The sequence below is a fragment of the Streptomyces sp. NPDC030021 genome (assembly GCF_055574035.1).
The window spans coordinates 43,155-56,716 of the sequence record NZ_JBVIAH010000028.1 but is presented as its reverse complement, the minus strand read 5'-3'; the positions used below and the strand labels follow the sequence as shown (position 1 = coordinate 56,716).

Here is a 13,562-nt window from a genome sequence, read left to right as displayed (position 1 = left end):
GCGGCCAGGGGGTCAGGGGGTCTGGAGCTTGTCCAGGATCCACTCGCCGAGTTCCACGGTGATGACCGTGTGTCCCTGGTTCTCGCTCGCGCACATGAAGTGGTCGAGCTCGCTGCCGGCGGGGTCGATCTTGCTGTAGAGCGCGTCGCGGTCGTCGATCTCCCCGGCCGCCACGGCGCTGACGCTCGGAACGAACGTGGTCGCGTTGTACGTGAGTTCCGCCGGCTCGCCTTCGAGGAGTCCGGCCAGCATCGCGGCGGTGCCGAAGTTCGCGGGCCGGCCCGGCAGATTCAGGGCTTCGGGGAACAGCCCACCGGGAGCACCGTCGATGTCGGGCAGACCGCTGGTGGTGATCCGGATCTCGGGGTCTCCGGTCTTCTTCAGGATGGCGACGACCTGCTCCCCCGTGTCCTGCGTGTCGAGGCGGGTGCCCGTCAGCTCCGCACCGGTGGTGCGCATCGCCGTCACGCCGGCCGGGATGTTGTTCCCGGCACCGGTGCCCGTGCCGTTGGCGACCCCGAGCCGCCGCACGCCGGGGGGCCAGCTGCCCACCCGCTCCAGCTCGGCGAGGAAGTCGGTGCGGGCCCGGTCCTGGCGGGCCTCGGCGGTGACGGTCTCGATGTGCCAGCGCAGCAACTGCCGGGCGGCCGGGCTGTTGACCATCCGCGAGAAACTGCTGAGGAGTTCGCCGAATCCGGGGAGGGTGCCCCAGTTGTCCTTCACGAAGTGCGCGAACGCCTGTACCGAGATGGGCAGCCAGGCTCCGTTGTGCGGGGTGTCGTAGGAGAGGTAGGTCGCGGTCTCGTGCTCGTCACCGTCGTGGTGCATCTTGGCGAGGGCGTAACGGGTGACCAGCCCTCCCATGCTGAAACCGCCCACCGTCAGCTTGGCGGTCCCTTCGCGGTCGGCGATCGCCTTTTCGATGCACTGGATTGCCGCGCCGGCGTTGTCGGTGATGGACGCGGACCGCTCGTCGAAGCCCAGGAGCACCAGGTCGAAGCCGGCCTCCTTCAGCTTGGAGATGAAGGGGTACTCGCCGTTCTCCAGGCCGTTCCACAGGGCGTCGGGGTCGCTCTTCCCGGCGGAGAAACCGTCAGCGAGGATCACCGGCTTCCTGACCTGGGTCTGGCCCGGGCTGCTGTAGAACACCCAGGCGGTTCCCCCTGTGAGCGGCCAGACGGTGTCCCACGCGGATGCCCTGGGGTGGTGGGGCTGGGAGCCCGGGATGGTGTTGTCCCAGATGCTCACAACAGACATGGACATGTAGTCCTGCTCCTCTGTCTCGTGGTGCGGTCGAGCCGAGTCACCGGTGAGGCCGCGGCTGACGGCGCAGACCTGGAACCGACGGCACGACCCTGCGTCCGGTGTGCGGTACCCGCCCGTCCCCGGTACGGGGGACGCGGCGGGGGCCGTCCCCGGGCACGGCGTGAAACGGGCATGGGGACGGCCTGCAGATGACAAAGGCCTCATGCCGTCGTCATGTGCGGAACCGGAACCATGATCCCGAAGCCAGCACCCCAAAACCACCGAATCCCGACCATGTCACTCGTACGTGGAACACGGCTTCCTTGCAGGTCACAGGGGTGCAAGGGAAGAAACGATGATGCTGGCCCGACACGTTCCCGCAGGGATGCGGGCGGCCTGCCGGGTCGGGCCTTGAGGGAGGGCTGTGAGGCGAGCCCTCGCGTGGGCCGGGAGCAGTCGGCGTGCCGCCGAGGAAATCCTCAGGCCCGAGACCGTCAGGACAGCCGGTCTCGGACGCTCCGCGGAAGATCTGGTTGTGCCGGGTCGGTGAGCGGGTTCAGAGGAACCACATGAACTGGACCCTGATGGAGAGGTCCTCGGGCCGGCGCGCTTCCATGCGGACCTTCACGCGTCCCCCGTCCTGGGGCGCCACGTTGTGCAGGGTGACGACCGCGGATCCCATGATGGGCTTGTCGGTGACGGGGCTGAACTCCGTGACGCAGGCGAGCACCATGGCCCAGGCTCCGCCGAAGCCAGGCAGCTTCACCTCCCCTTCGCACGCGGGTCGGGCACGGGCGACCTGTCGGTGCCCGCGCCCACGACGACAGAGGGGGTCCGCAGGAGAGTCGGAATCGCCGACCGCTGTGGGTCACCCCCCAGATGCCGGTGCAGGACGAGCTGCCTGACCAGCGAGGGGTCGTACTGGTGCCAGAAACTGAAACTGCCCAGCCCAGGACCGGTTGCCGGGTCGGTTCCCACCAGGCTCAGCGCGTCGTGGGCCACGATGGGGGCGAGCACGCGCGAGATTCCTGCTCCGACCTGTTCGGGGCCGGCGTTCTGGCTCGCTGCGGCATAGAGGTCACACGCCAGACGCCTGTCATCGAAGAACGTAAGGCCCATATCGCCCAATTATCCCCAAGTGTGCGAGGCGCGGCCCAGGCTGCGAGGAGGAGCCCCTGCGGGCCTTGCGTGCGGCGTGGCTGATTACTCTGCGTGAGATCGAGCACCGTCGCAGCGGTTCGGCGGGTGCGGTGGGCCGGTTCGGGTTGCCGTGGTGGGGGTGCCTCACCAGGGCGGTGGCCACACGCCCGCACGGCACGAGCCCTGAGTTCAGCGGCGCCCGGGAATGGTTAAGGGTAGATCAACTGAACCTTAAAGGTGCCTGTGGTCTCCTCGGCCCGCGTCGATCAAGACCGTCGGTACGCGTGCGGCACACCTGTCGACCCCCATGGGCCTTGGGGCCCTGACCTGCTTCTTCGCATGTATGCCCGTAAGTCACGAGCCCTGTGGCGGATCGCCTCACAGCGCCCCAAACCTCCTCGCAGCCTGATTCGTAAAAAGGCAACAGGACTGAACTCGCTCGGGAAGTCGGCCGTATGCAGGACGTCAGGGGGGCAACGTCCATCGGATCGAGGAGTGTCAGGTGTCCAGGAAACGGACCATGAGTCTCAAGAAGAAGCTCGTGCTCTCTGCTGTCGCGGGAGCCATGGTGATCGGCGGGGTCGCCGCCACGGTGGCGATCGGCAATGCCGCTGTCCCCGACGTCGTATGCCAGGGGTCGACGGTGACGTTGTCGGGTGAGGGTGGTGCGCCTGCGGCGTCGAGTGGGACGTTCCCGGTGGGGACGAAGTTGAAGGTGACGAATCTGGACAATGGTCAGTCGACGACGGTGGCGGTGAACGGTCCGTCGGGTAGTTGTGTGCTGCTGAACAATGCGGCGTTCGAGAAGGTGCGGGAGCCGGGTAAGAACCTGATCCGGCGGGCGCGTATCGAGCGGGTGGGTGGTGGCGGTGACGCGGCGGCTCCTGCGACTCCCGCGGCTCCTGCGGCGGGTGCGTCCGGTGCGGCGGGTGCGCAGGTGCCGCCGGCGACCGGTGAGGTCGTGTGTCCGGGGTCGACGGTGACGTTGTCGGGTGAGGGTGGTGCGCCTGCGGCGTCGAGTGGGACGTTCCCGGTGGGCACGAAGCTGAAGGTGACCAATCTGGACAACGGTCAGTCGACGACCGTGACGGTGAACGGCCCGTCGGGCAGTTGTGTCCTCCTGAACAACGCCGCGTTCGACACAGTGCGGGAGCCGGGCAAGAACCTGATCCGGCGGGCACGCATCGAACGCGTGGGCTGAGCGACCGGAGCCCGTTCGGGCCGCAGAGGCTACGGCGGGGCACGGTGCATGCCGTCCCCGCCGTAGCACTGGCGGCCGATTCCACCGCGCCCGAGGCGGAGTTCGGCCGAGTGGACAGGGGCGGACAGCACTGAACCGTGATCGCCCCCGCCGGGCCTGGATAGTGGACACCGTCCGCATCAAGTCTGTGCGCCATGAACCTTGGACGCACGAAGGACGGGTCCGACGCCCCACCCCGCCAGGGGGCCGCACTCGCGGCCCTGGCCGCAGCGCAGTTCACCGTCATGCTGGCCACCTCGATCGTGAACGTGGCGCTCCCGCAGATCCGTTCCGGAGTGGGCCTCTCGGACGGCGGGACCACCTGGGTGGTCAACGCCTACGGCCTGGCATTCGGCGCGCTGCTGCTGGCCGGGGGCCGGGCAGGTGACCTGCTCGGCCGTCGCCGGGTGCTGCTCGCCGGCCTCGCGGTGTTCGCGGGGGCCTCGCTGGCGGCGGGGCTGGCCGGCTCTCCGGGCCTGCTGATCGCCGCCCGCGCCCTGCAGGGCGCCGGCGCCGCAGCCATCGCCCCCGCCACGCTCGCCCTCACGATGAACCTGTTCCCTCCCGGCCCCGGCCGGGGCAGAGCCCTGGGCGTGTGGGGCGCCGTCTCCGGCGCCGGGGGAGCGGGTGGCGTGCTGCTGGGCGGTGTGCTCACCCAGGCGTGGGGCTGGCCCTGGGTCTTCCACGCCGTCGCGCTCGGGACGACACTGGTCGTCCTCGCCGTGGCGACGCTCGTGCCCCGGGCCGCCGACCGAGGATCCGGGCGGTTCGATCTGCTGGGTACCGCGACCGTCACCCTCGCCCTGACCTGCCTGGTGTGGGGGCTGACCACCGCACGCGGCGCCGGCTGGACCGACGCCGGGGTGCTGACTGCCCTCCTGGGGGCCGCCGTGCTGCTCGTGCTCTTCGCCCGGGTCGAACGCCGCCGGCCGGACGCCCTGATCCCGCCCAGACTGTTCACGACCGGCCGGGTCGCCGCGGGCAATCTGCTGATGGCGCTGCTGGGTTCCGTATGGATCGCCCTGTTCTTCTTCATGCCGCTCTACCAGCAACAGGTCCTCGGGATGAGCCCGCTGGCCACTGGGGCGGGCCAACTCCCGCTGGCCGTGGCGAACATGCTCGGCGCGGTCGTGGCACCCCGTATCGCGGGCCGCATCGGGGCCACGGCGACCCTCACCGCGGCCCTGCTGACCGAGGCGGCCGGTCTGCTGTGGCTGTCGTGGATGCGGGCGGACGGGAGCTACCTCGTCGATGTCCTCGGTCCGAGCATCCTGGTCGGACTGGGCCTGAGCATCGCCTTCGTCCAGCTCACCGCGCTCGCCGTGGACGGCGTACCCCGGCAGGACGCGGGACTGGCCGGCGGACTGGTGAACACCACCCGGCAGGTCGGCGGCGCCATCGGACTCGCCGCCCTCGCCACCCTCGCCGGCTCCGTCACCACCCACGCATCCACCGGCCAGCCTCCTCTCGAAGCCCTCACCGCCGGATACCGCGCCGCCTTCACCGTCTCCGCCGCCGTCCTCGCCACCACCGCACTCCTCGCACTGTTCCTCACCTGTGCGTCCCGCCGCTCGCGCCGCCCCCGCAGCACCGCCCCCGCGGCATCGCCCCCACAGGGACAGACGGCCAACCGCGCACCCACCGCCTGATCCAGAACCCGACGGCCCGGCCCCCGTCATCGTCAGCCTCATGACGGTGACCGATCCCTCCGGAGCCGGCTCGACTTCCTCACGGCACGCGCCGAGCAGCCCACCTGAGGCCGCGGTAGCGCCGGACCGTCCGTCCCGCACCGACGGCTGCTCGCTCAGCGGCCAGTCGCTCGCCGGCCCGCCGAAAGCTCTCCTTCCCCGCCGCCCGTCGCCGTGCGGCCCTTCCCACCCGCCGGTCCGCCCACCCGTCGGGCCGCCGTCCCATATGGAGGTCTCCACCTTGTCCAGCCCCGCAACCGTGTCGCCGCCCGTCGCCCGTGCCCACCCCACCGGTCGCCCGCGCGAGGTCGACAACCGCGCGGCGTACCTCAGCTTCGGACTCGCCTACGTACTCGGCCACGGCGCCGCCGCAGCTTCCCAGGGCGCCGCCCCCTTGCTCGACCTCCCCGACTGGCTGCCCATGACGCTCCTCGGAGGCGGGGTCGCGGCCGGCATCGTCCTGACCACCACCGCCGCCCTGCGGGCGCAACGAGGTGCCACCCCACCGGAGATCCTGTCCGGCAAACTGCTCGGCGCCGCCTGGATCGCCGCCTTCACCGCCCTGTTCCTCGCCGTCACCGGCCTCACATCCGCGCTCGACCAGCCGGAACTCCAGTCCGTCCTCTGGCCCGCCGGCTCCGGTCTGATCGTCGGTCTGCTCTACCTCGCCGAGGGCGCCGTACGCCGCAACCTGCTGCACTACGGCCTCGGCATCTGGCTCGCCCTGACCTCCACCGCGGCACTCTCGCTCACCGCCCCCGGCCTCTACTGGGTCCTCGCTGTCGCGGGCGGCGGGGCCTATGCCCTCGCCGCAGCCCTTGAACACCGCCGCCTCCACTCCCTCTCCGGCCACGCCCGCGCCTGACGTTCGGCTTCTTCGTCCGTCAGGGCCGCAAGCCGGCCCGCCTGAGTGCGATCTCGGAGAGGCCGGCGATGACTTGCCGGTCCCCGCGCCGCCAAGCGTCAGCGAGACCGCCTGGAGGCGTGGGGAGCGCCGCAAGGTCGCCCAGCCGGCCGGTGAGGGCGCGCAGGGCGAGCAGGTCGGCGCCTCCGGGTGCGTCGAGGAGGCGCCGCATGGTGATGCTGCGCCGGATCCAGCGCAGGCGTGCGGGGAGCCACAGCAGCAGTACGACGGCCACGGGGACGACGATCAGAGCCAGTGTGGTCAGGGTGGCCACCTGGCTGACGGCGTCCTGGAGCGACTGTCCGGCGTCGGCGATCCCCGTACTGGCGTCGGCAGCGGACTGGAGCGGCTTCTTCAGGAGGTCGCCGACGAACGGCACATTCGAGGCCGCGTCGCCGGCGTTGCCGAGCTCGGTGGCGAGGCTGTCGCCCGAGCTTTCGACCCTCCGGCCCGGCTCGGCCAGCAACATGATGGCTTCGTGGACGGCCAGGGCGAACCTCACGGCCGCGGCCATCAGGACCACCGCGATCAGGTCCGCGAGGATCTGGCGGTTCCGACGTGCTGGAGTCTGTGCGTAGAGGCGCATCGGCGGGCTCCCGTTCGGGTCGGACGTCGAGGAGGACCGGCCCCGCCGCGTGAGGCTCGGCCACTCGGTCGACCGTACGCCGGACCCGGCCTTCCCGCCGGTCTCTGTGGACGAACGTCCGCGACGCGACGCCTGGTCGGCGCACGCACTCGCCGAGCCGGACGGGCCGAGTCGGGGCGGGGCCGGAGGGCTGCGGCGTTGCCGCTTCGGCGGGCGCCGGGTGGCCCAAGGCCGTTCGACTGGCGCCGGCCGAGACCGGCCCCGACGGCCGACGTCCCGCAAGCCCTCCGCCCGGCATCCCCTCCTCGTCGGACGCGATACGCCCCGCAGCGGGCTGGGGGCGGTTCAGTGCTGCCCTGCCGGCCTGGTCCGACTGCTGCGCGGCGGGGTGGAGGGCACCACGGGGCAATGAGTGCGCACCTGGTGGATGGTCAGGAGCGGGCCGGCCTGGGGTCGCGGTCGCCGAGTACGAACTCGGCGGGCCAGCTCTCGCGCAGGATCCGGGCCAGCAGCGGGTGCTCGGAGTCGAGAACCTCGCTGGGCCGGATCGAGCCGTCCGCCGCTTCCCGCTGCCCGCCGAGAAGGACGGGTGCCTGGAGCAGCTCCTCGCCCCACGGCTCGATGGCGTTGCCGAACAGGCCCTCGAAGCGGTGACCCTCCAAGGTGCCTTCGTGCACCCGGCGGGTGTAGTCCTCGATCACCTCGGCGGCCAGGCGCACCCAGGCCAGGTGGACCACGGTGCGGCCGTCGTCGAGGCGGATCGGCAGCCGGACCTTGAGGAAGTTGCCGACACCTCCGGCGACCATCACCGCGCCGGTGTCGGCGGTGACCCGCTCCGCCCGCTCGGCCGGGGAGAGTTCGCCGATCAGGTGGGGGAGGGGGTGGGCGAAGCCGGGATGCTCCGGGTCCAAGGTGCCACCGCAGTCGCACCCGCACCCGCCGGCCCCGTGGCCGTGCCCCTCCTGGCCGGAGCCGACGGGCAGCACCAGGGTGAAGGACCGGGCGACGGTGAAGACGGTCGGCTCGGGCAGCCCGAGCGCGGCCAGCGCGGCGGAGGCCGCCTCGTGCCGCTCGCCGTTGACCCGGACCTCGGCCTCCACGGCGCCCGGGGCACCGCCGTAGAAGACCCGCACACCGTTGAACCAGGGCGACTCCAGGTCGGCCGTGAAGGTATGAGCGATCTCGCGGAGTACGTCCGCCTCCACCAGTGCGTTCTGGAGACGGAGGTTCTCCTGGTCGGAGAGCCCGTAGGCCAGCACGCCCCGAGGTGATGGACCGCCAGCCCGGCACACCGTGTTCGTCATCGGCGCCCCAGTGCTCGGCGAGCTCCTCGCGCCCGTTGAGCAGCTCAAGCATGCAGGCACCGGCGGAACGGGCCCAGAGGCCGGCCGCGTCGCGCGGAGTGGTGACCACCACAACGCAGTCCACGAAGCAGGGCACGTCGGGTTGGATGCTCACGTCCGGGAAGGCGATCAGGTCGTAGTGCCGGTCGTCCCCGTGCCCCGCCGGTCCGACGCCGACGGCCCAACCCTGCGGGCTGAGAAGTGAGTTGCCCTTGAGCTCGGCGCCCGCCGTACAGCCGGGGGAGACCTCCTCCAAGGCGTCGCGGACCAGGGCGAGGAAGTCGAGATCGGGCAGTCGGCCCGCGCGGGGCTCGGTGCGGCGCAGGCGGCGGCGTATCCAGGACATGCGGAGGATCATACGGAGGCGGTGCCGGTGGACCACATACATCTCCGTGGTCAGGGTGTGGTGCCGGCGCCGTGGTGCGGGCCGGCCGGCCGCGCCGGGCCGTCGGTGACCCGGACCTGCCGGAAGGCCCCGATCCGGCCCAGGCGGTCGACCGTGAGGGTGCCGGCAGGGCAGACTCTGAGCAGAAGGAAAGGGGCGGGCGATGACCGCACAGCCGATTCACCGGCACGAGCCGGAGCGGGTTCCGCGCAATGCGAGGGGCATCGCCGACGCGCTGACGCCGGAGGCCGCGAAGGAGTTCTACGTCGAACTCCTGGCCGCCCAGCCAGAAGAGGCGAAGGGCGTACTGCTGCGCTGGTGGGGCCGCGCGATGCTCGAATCCGATCCGGGCCGGCAGTGCCGGGTCGAGGCCGCGCTTGCGGGAACGACACCGACGATCGCCGTGCAGGACATGCTCGACCGGCGACGGGCGGCGGGACTGCCCGTTGAGTGAGACCTTCGACGACGGTTCCGAGGGCTTGCCGTGCGTGCTGTCCGAGGACGTCACCGCCTTCATGATCGACCCCGCGCTGCCGCCCTGGGCGATGGGCCCGATCGTGGCCGCGATGGTGGAGATCGGCGAGACCCGGGGACTCGTCGCCGGCAGCACAGCGGCGGAAGACTGGCCGGAGTGCCGACTTCTGCCGCTCGGTGAGGACGGGGCGCTGGGCATCATCGAGTACGTGATCGCCAAGGAAGCGGCCCCACCGCAGGTGATCGTGACCCGCATCCTGCTGTACTGAAGACCCGCCAAGGGCCCGGCCGACGATGCGCCGGTACGCACGAACTGCGACGAGAGATGCGGTTCCCTCCGCCTCGCGAGGATGAGGCCGGCTCAGCAGTCCGGACGGGATCCGTCGAGAACTGCGTTCACGGACACGGAGTACTCGTTCTGCGCCGAGTACGCGACCGGGAGCGATCTTCGGCTGCGGCCGGGTGGCCTTCCCGCCCCCGGCCGGAGCCGCGGCCCAGTAGCGGTCGATCACCGCCTGGGGACCGCCGGCGTAGGTGCAAAACGTGACGGCGGTCAGCCACACCTCGGGCCCGCTGTCGTCCGGGCACTCGGCGCCGCCCGCGTCCGGCACCGGGTTCGCCCCTGCGGGCGCCGGCGGAACGGCAACGGCCGCCCCGCCTTCCGCCGGACGGACGGGAATGTGCTGCGGGGCGCGGTCCGGGGGCGTCGGCGCGAGGCGGCCGGCTGTCCGCCGGCCCGCGCGGCCTGGCCCTCGACGCCCTGGTGGCTGCGCCGTACGGATGGACTCGGGCCGTACGGCGGCCGGTACGGGGCCTGGCCGCGCAGCGCGGCCTACCTTCGCACTGCTCGACCGCCCCTCCACGAAAGGCTGTACTCGTGCGATCGATCCGTTGCGCCCTGACCGCTCTCGCCGCCGGTGGCATCCTCCTGGCGGGCGCGTCCGCCGCCTCCGCCGACGACGCATTCACCGTCTACGCACCGGTCAGCAACACGTACTCGATCGTCTTCGGTGACCTGAGCCAGGTGGCCGGCGACGACGTGTTCAACGCCGGCCACGACAACACGGTCGGCTCCCACAACGGCACGGCGCCGGCCGGTGACGTCGGCATGGCGGCCGTACCCGGGACCCAGATCCTGAGCAACGAGGCCCTGATGCAGCGTGCCGCCGGTCAGTGGACCGGCAACATCATGGGCAAGTAGCGTCCCGCGAACCCGTACGGACCGGGGTGAGGGGCCGCCACCTCCCAGGCGGGGTGGCGTCCCCTTCTTCCGCCGGGGCGTCTGCGACTGCGGTCGAGCAGCCTTTTCCCCAAAGAAGTTTTGCAAAAATACTTTTGGAAAGTCTTCGAGGGCTCTAGCCTCCCTGCATGGGCAGCGAAGAACAGAGACGCGTACTCGATCCTGAGCGGGACGCCGCAGCCCTGAAGGCCCTCACCCACCCGTTGCGCATCCGGCTGCTCGGGCTGCTGCGGCAGGACGGCCCGGCCACCGCGAGCGAGCTCGGGGTCAGGACCGGGGAGTCGTCCGCTTCCACCAGCTATCACCTGCGCGTCCTGGCGAAGTACGCGTTCGTCGCCGAGGCCGAGCACCGGGACGGCCGGGAGCGACGGTGGCAGGCGGTGCACTCCGTGACCGCCTGGAGCAACAAGTCGATGGAATCCTCACCGGGCAGCCGCGCCTTGCTCAGCCTGTCCCGCAGGGCCCAGATCGAGCACCTGGAGGCTTCTCTCGTCCGGCACGAGGCCGACATCGCCGACGGCCGGCTGCCGCCGGAGTGGGTGGAGCCTTCCGGGATCAGCGACTTGATGCCCCGTCTGACGCCCGAATCGCTCACCGAACTCCGGGAGGTGTTCGCCCGGAAGCTCGGGGAACTGACCGCCCGTGATGCAGGGGATCCTCGCGCGGCGCAGGTCGTACTCCTCACTGCAGGACTGCCCCTCGCGCCACGCGACCCCGCCGCAGAGCCGGACGTCTCGGGCCCGGCGACGGACGCCGAAAACGCGTCATGACCAGGCCGCTGGACATATCCACCACACGCCGCCGCTACATCACGGTCTGCGCGCTCTTCTGGCTGCCGCTGGGCCTGAGCCTCGCCCCGCTGATCTTGCTGCTCACCGAGCGCGGCATGACCACGGCGACGATCGCGGGCCTGTTCGCCGCGCACTCGCTGACGGCCGCAGCACTGGAACTGCCCACCGGAGGACTGGCCGACGTCCTGGGGCGCCGCGCCGTCCTGATCGCCGCCGGCCTGCTGAACCTCACCGCCCTGGTCCTCGTAGGCCTGGGCTCCGCTCCCTGGCTGCTCGGCCTGGGCATGGTGCTGATGGGCGCGGGCCGTGCCCTGTCCAGCGGGCCGGCCGAAGCCTGGTACGTCGACACCGTCCAGGCGGACACAGGGCCCGGCGCCGATCTGCGCCCCGGCCTGGCCGGCGGCTCCTCCGCGACCTCCGCCGCGCTCGCCGCGGGAACCCTGCTCGGCGGCGCCCTTCCCTGGCTGCTCGGAGCCGGCCCGGACCTCGGCGCCCGGCTGCGCGAAGCCTCCTCCGGGCTGGTACTGCCCCTGTCCGTCCCGCTGTTGCTGGGCGCCGCGGTCGAGATCGCCTTCGTGCTGTACGTCGTGACCGCTCTGCCCGAGCCGCCCCGGCCGGCCGCCGCCCTGCGCGACGTACTCCGGGGCATCCCGGCCACCGTCGTGGGCGGACTGCGTCTGGGCGGTCGGGACACGCCGGTCCGCCGGGTGTTCCTCAGCGCGGGTGCGGCCGGCAGCGCGCTGGTCACGATCGAACTGCTCATGCCGGGACGCGCTGCGGCCGTCACCGGAGCGTCGGAGTCGGGGGCGGTGCTCTTCGCCGTACTGGCCTGCACCGGATTCATCTGCTCCGGCTTCGGCAGCCACCTCGCGCCGCTGACCGCCCGACTGGCGGGCAGCGGCGAACGTGCGGTCATGGTGAGCCTCGGCGCCGGCGCGAGCGGGCTGCTTCTGCTCGGCGCCACCGCGGCGTCCACCGGAGCGGGCGCCCTGGCGCTCTCGGCCACCGGCTACGGCCTGCTCTACCTCGGACTCGGCGCGGCGGGACCCAATCAGAACGACATCCTGCACCGCCGCGTCACCAGTGCGGGCCGGGCCACCGCGCTGTCCGTCCAGTCCCTCGCCCTGCAACTGGTGGGAGCCCTCACCGGCCTGGTCGTCGGGGTCCTCCAGCCAGGCCCGGTGTCCTGGCTGCTGGGAGGCGCCGCACTGCTGGCGGGATCCCTCCTGTGGGTTCGCCGCAGCGGTCTCGCACCCTCGGCTCCGGAGGCGACGAAGCCTCAGCCACCCGCAGCTTCCCCCGCCGCGCCCCAAGAACCTGCGCCCTTCGAGATCTGACCGCCGAAGGCCGGTCCGAGGGCATGAGGGGTGTCCGGCTCGCCGTCCGTTGGGCACGCGGTCGACCGGCCGCGTGCGGTCCGGGCGAGGCGGTGTGGTCAGGGCACCGGCCCGACGGCACACTGGAGTTCCACGCCCCGCAGCGCCAGGAGTGACGTGCCCGTCCCGATCATCATCGACTGCGATCCCGGCCATGACGACGCCCTCGCGATCATGCTGGCCGCCGGGGACCCGGCGGTGGACCTGCTGGCCGTCACCACGGTCGCGGGCAACCAGACCCTCGACAAGACCACGCTCAACGCCCGCCGGGTCTGCACGGTCGCCGGGATCACGGACGTCCCCATCGCGGCCGGTTGCGACCGGCCGCTCGTCCAGCCGCTCGGCGTGGCCGCAGACGTGCACGGGGTCACCGGACTGGACGGGCCGCTGTTCCCGCCTCCCACGGTGGACGTGGTCCCGGAGCACGCCGTGGACCTCATCCACCGGCTGCTGGACGAGCATCCCGAGCCCGTCACCCTCGTCCCGACCGCGCCGCTGACCAACATCGCCCTGCTGCTGAAGCGGTACCCGCAGGACGCCTCCCGCATCCGCGAGATCGTCCTGATGGGCGGTTCGACGGAGCGCGGCAACCGGACCCCGGCCGCCGAGTTCAACATCCTCACCGACCCGGAGGCCGCCGACATCGTCCTCCGCTCGGGGGTGCCGGTCACCATGTGCGGGCTCAACGTCACGCACCAGGCACTGGCCACCCCCGAAGTGGTGGCCCGCTTCGTGGCCCTGGGCACGCCCCTCGGGCGGACCTGCGCCGACCTGCTGACCTTCTTCGGGTCCACGTACCGTGAGCTGTGGGGCTTCCCCAGCCCACCCCTGCACGACCCCGTGGCGGTGGCCCGGGTCATCGATCCCGGGCTGGTGCACTGCGTGGACGCCCACGTCGCCGTGGAGCTGTACGGCCGGTACACGCGCGGCGCCACCGTGGTGGACCTGCACCGGTACATGGGCCTCCCGGACAACGCGCGCGTGGCCGTGACCTTGCAGACCGGCCGGTTCTGGGACCGCATGGTCGCCGCCGTGGCGGCTCTCGGCGCGCCCGCCCAGGGGCCGGCGCCGTCCTGACGGCGGACGAACGGACGAACGGACGGACGAACAAGGCGGACACGGTGCACCCACGGGGCAGCAGCTTCTCCTG

General features: G+C 71.8%; 13 protein-coding genes. 9 read left to right on the top strand and 4 right to left on the bottom strand.

What is annotated here, in order from left to right; genetic code table 11:
* Window positions 1-12 precede the first annotated feature (12 nt).
* Both ACZ4YL_RS36760 and ACZ4YL_RS36755 read right to left on the bottom strand, forming a co-directional pair.
* The gene (locus ACZ4YL_RS36760; protein ID WP_468122428.1) at window positions 13-1,263 is read right to left on the bottom strand and encodes an esterase/lipase family protein; all 1,251 of its coding nucleotides are present in this window, start codon (window positions 1,261-1,263) and stop codon (window positions 13-15) included.
* Window positions 1,264-1,801: 538 nt separating this feature from the next.
* Window positions 1,802-2,011, bottom strand: a complete 210-nt coding sequence (locus tag ACZ4YL_RS36755) for a hypothetical protein (protein ID WP_468122426.1) — start codon at window positions 2,009-2,011, stop codon at window positions 1,802-1,804.
* Window positions 2,012-2,905: 894 nt separating this feature from the next.
* On the opposite strand from ACZ4YL_RS36755, the gene ACZ4YL_RS36750 reads away from it, so the two are divergent.
* The 3 genes from ACZ4YL_RS36750 to ACZ4YL_RS36740 all read left to right on the top strand — a co-directional run bounded on the left by ACZ4YL_RS36750 (window position 2,906) and on the right by ACZ4YL_RS36740 (window position 6,178).
* Entirely contained in the window at window positions 2,906-3,586 is a 681-nt protein-coding gene (locus ACZ4YL_RS36750) for an RlpA-like double-psi beta-barrel domain-containing protein (protein ID WP_468122424.1), read from the top strand.
* Window positions 3,587-3,780: 194 nt separating this feature from the next.
* Complete coding sequence (locus ACZ4YL_RS36745) at window positions 3,781-5,274, top strand: MFS transporter (RefSeq protein ID WP_468122422.1); 1,494 nt, start codon at window positions 3,781-3,783, stop codon at window positions 5,272-5,274.
* Between the two features lie 280 nt (window positions 5,275-5,554).
* Window positions 5,555-6,178 carry an ABC transporter permease gene (locus ACZ4YL_RS36740; protein WP_468122420.1) on the top strand — a complete coding sequence of 208 codons (624 nt, stop codon included), beginning with the start codon at window positions 5,555-5,557 and terminating at the stop codon, window positions 6,176-6,178.
* 19 nt (window positions 6,179-6,197) lie between these two features.
* Here ACZ4YL_RS36740 and ACZ4YL_RS36735 read toward each other — a convergent pair whose 3' ends face one another.
* Window positions 6,198-6,803 carry a hypothetical protein gene (locus ACZ4YL_RS36735; RefSeq protein WP_468122418.1) on the bottom strand — a complete coding sequence of 202 codons (606 nt, stop codon included), beginning with the start codon at window positions 6,801-6,803 and terminating at the stop codon, window positions 6,198-6,200.
* Between the two features lie 431 nt (window positions 6,804-7,234).
* Complete coding sequence (locus ACZ4YL_RS36730) at window positions 7,235-8,062, bottom strand: DUF6348 family protein (RefSeq protein ID WP_468122416.1); 828 nt, start codon at window positions 8,060-8,062, stop codon at window positions 7,235-7,237.
* A 632-nt stretch (window positions 8,063-8,694) separates the two neighbouring features.
* On the opposite strand from ACZ4YL_RS36730, the gene ACZ4YL_RS36725 reads away from it, so the two are divergent.
* The 6 genes from ACZ4YL_RS36725 (at window position 8,695) to ACZ4YL_RS36700 (ending at window position 13,489) form a co-directional block, all read left to right on the top strand.
* A complete protein-coding gene (locus ACZ4YL_RS36725) occupies window positions 8,695-8,985 on the top strand; it encodes a hypothetical protein (RefSeq protein ID WP_468122414.1) in 291 nt (96 codons plus the stop codon).
* Window positions 8,978-9,274: a hypothetical protein gene (locus ACZ4YL_RS36720; RefSeq protein WP_468122412.1), complete on the top strand. Its 297-nt coding sequence runs from the start codon at window positions 8,978-8,980 to the stop codon at window positions 9,272-9,274. The genes ACZ4YL_RS36725 and ACZ4YL_RS36720 overlap by 8 nt, the downstream gene beginning before the upstream one ends.
* Before the next feature lie 608 nt (window positions 9,275-9,882).
* Window positions 9,883-10,206 (top strand): hypothetical protein, encoded by a 324-nt coding sequence (locus ACZ4YL_RS36715; RefSeq protein WP_468122410.1) that lies wholly within the window; start codon window positions 9,883-9,885, stop codon window positions 10,204-10,206.
* Between the two features lie 167 nt (window positions 10,207-10,373).
* Complete coding sequence (locus ACZ4YL_RS36710) at window positions 10,374-11,015, top strand: helix-turn-helix domain-containing protein (RefSeq protein WP_468122408.1); 642 nt, start codon at window positions 10,374-10,376, stop codon at window positions 11,013-11,015.
* Entirely contained in the window at window positions 11,012-12,373 is a 1,362-nt protein-coding gene (locus tag ACZ4YL_RS36705; protein WP_468122406.1) for an MFS transporter, read from the top strand. The genes ACZ4YL_RS36710 and ACZ4YL_RS36705 overlap by 4 nt, the downstream gene beginning before the upstream one ends.
* A 156-nt stretch (window positions 12,374-12,529) precedes the next feature.
* Window positions 12,530-13,489 carry a nucleoside hydrolase gene (locus tag ACZ4YL_RS36700; protein ID WP_468122404.1) on the top strand — a complete coding sequence of 320 codons (960 nt, stop codon included), beginning with the start codon at window positions 12,530-12,532 and terminating at the stop codon, window positions 13,487-13,489.
* The last annotated feature ends 73 nt before the right edge of the window (window positions 13,490-13,562 follow it).

Bases quoted from the DNA above. Each gene is read 5' to 3' on its own strand.
- ACZ4YL_RS36760 (WP_468122428.1), bottom strand. From the start codon at position 1,263: ATGTCCATGTCTGTTGTGAGCATCTGGGACAACACCATCCCGGGCTCC.
- ACZ4YL_RS36750 (WP_468122424.1), top strand. From the start codon at position 2,906: ATGAGTCTCAAGAAGAAGCTCGTGCTCTCTGCTGTCGCGGGAGCCATG.
- ACZ4YL_RS36745 (WP_468122422.1), top strand. From the start codon at position 3,781: ATGAACCTTGGACGCACGAAGGACGGGTCCGACGCCCCACCCCGCCAG.
- ACZ4YL_RS36735 (WP_468122418.1), bottom strand. From the start codon at position 6,803: ATGCGCCTCTACGCACAGACTCCAGCACGTCGGAACCGCCAGATCCTC.
- ACZ4YL_RS36725 (WP_468122414.1), top strand. From the start codon at position 8,695: ATGACCGCACAGCCGATTCACCGGCACGAGCCGGAGCGGGTTCCGCGC.
- ACZ4YL_RS36710 (WP_468122408.1), top strand. From the start codon at position 10,374: ATGGGCAGCGAAGAACAGAGACGCGTACTCGATCCTGAGCGGGACGCC.
- ACZ4YL_RS36705 (WP_468122406.1), top strand. From the start codon at position 11,012: ATGACCAGGCCGCTGGACATATCCACCACACGCCGCCGCTACATCACG.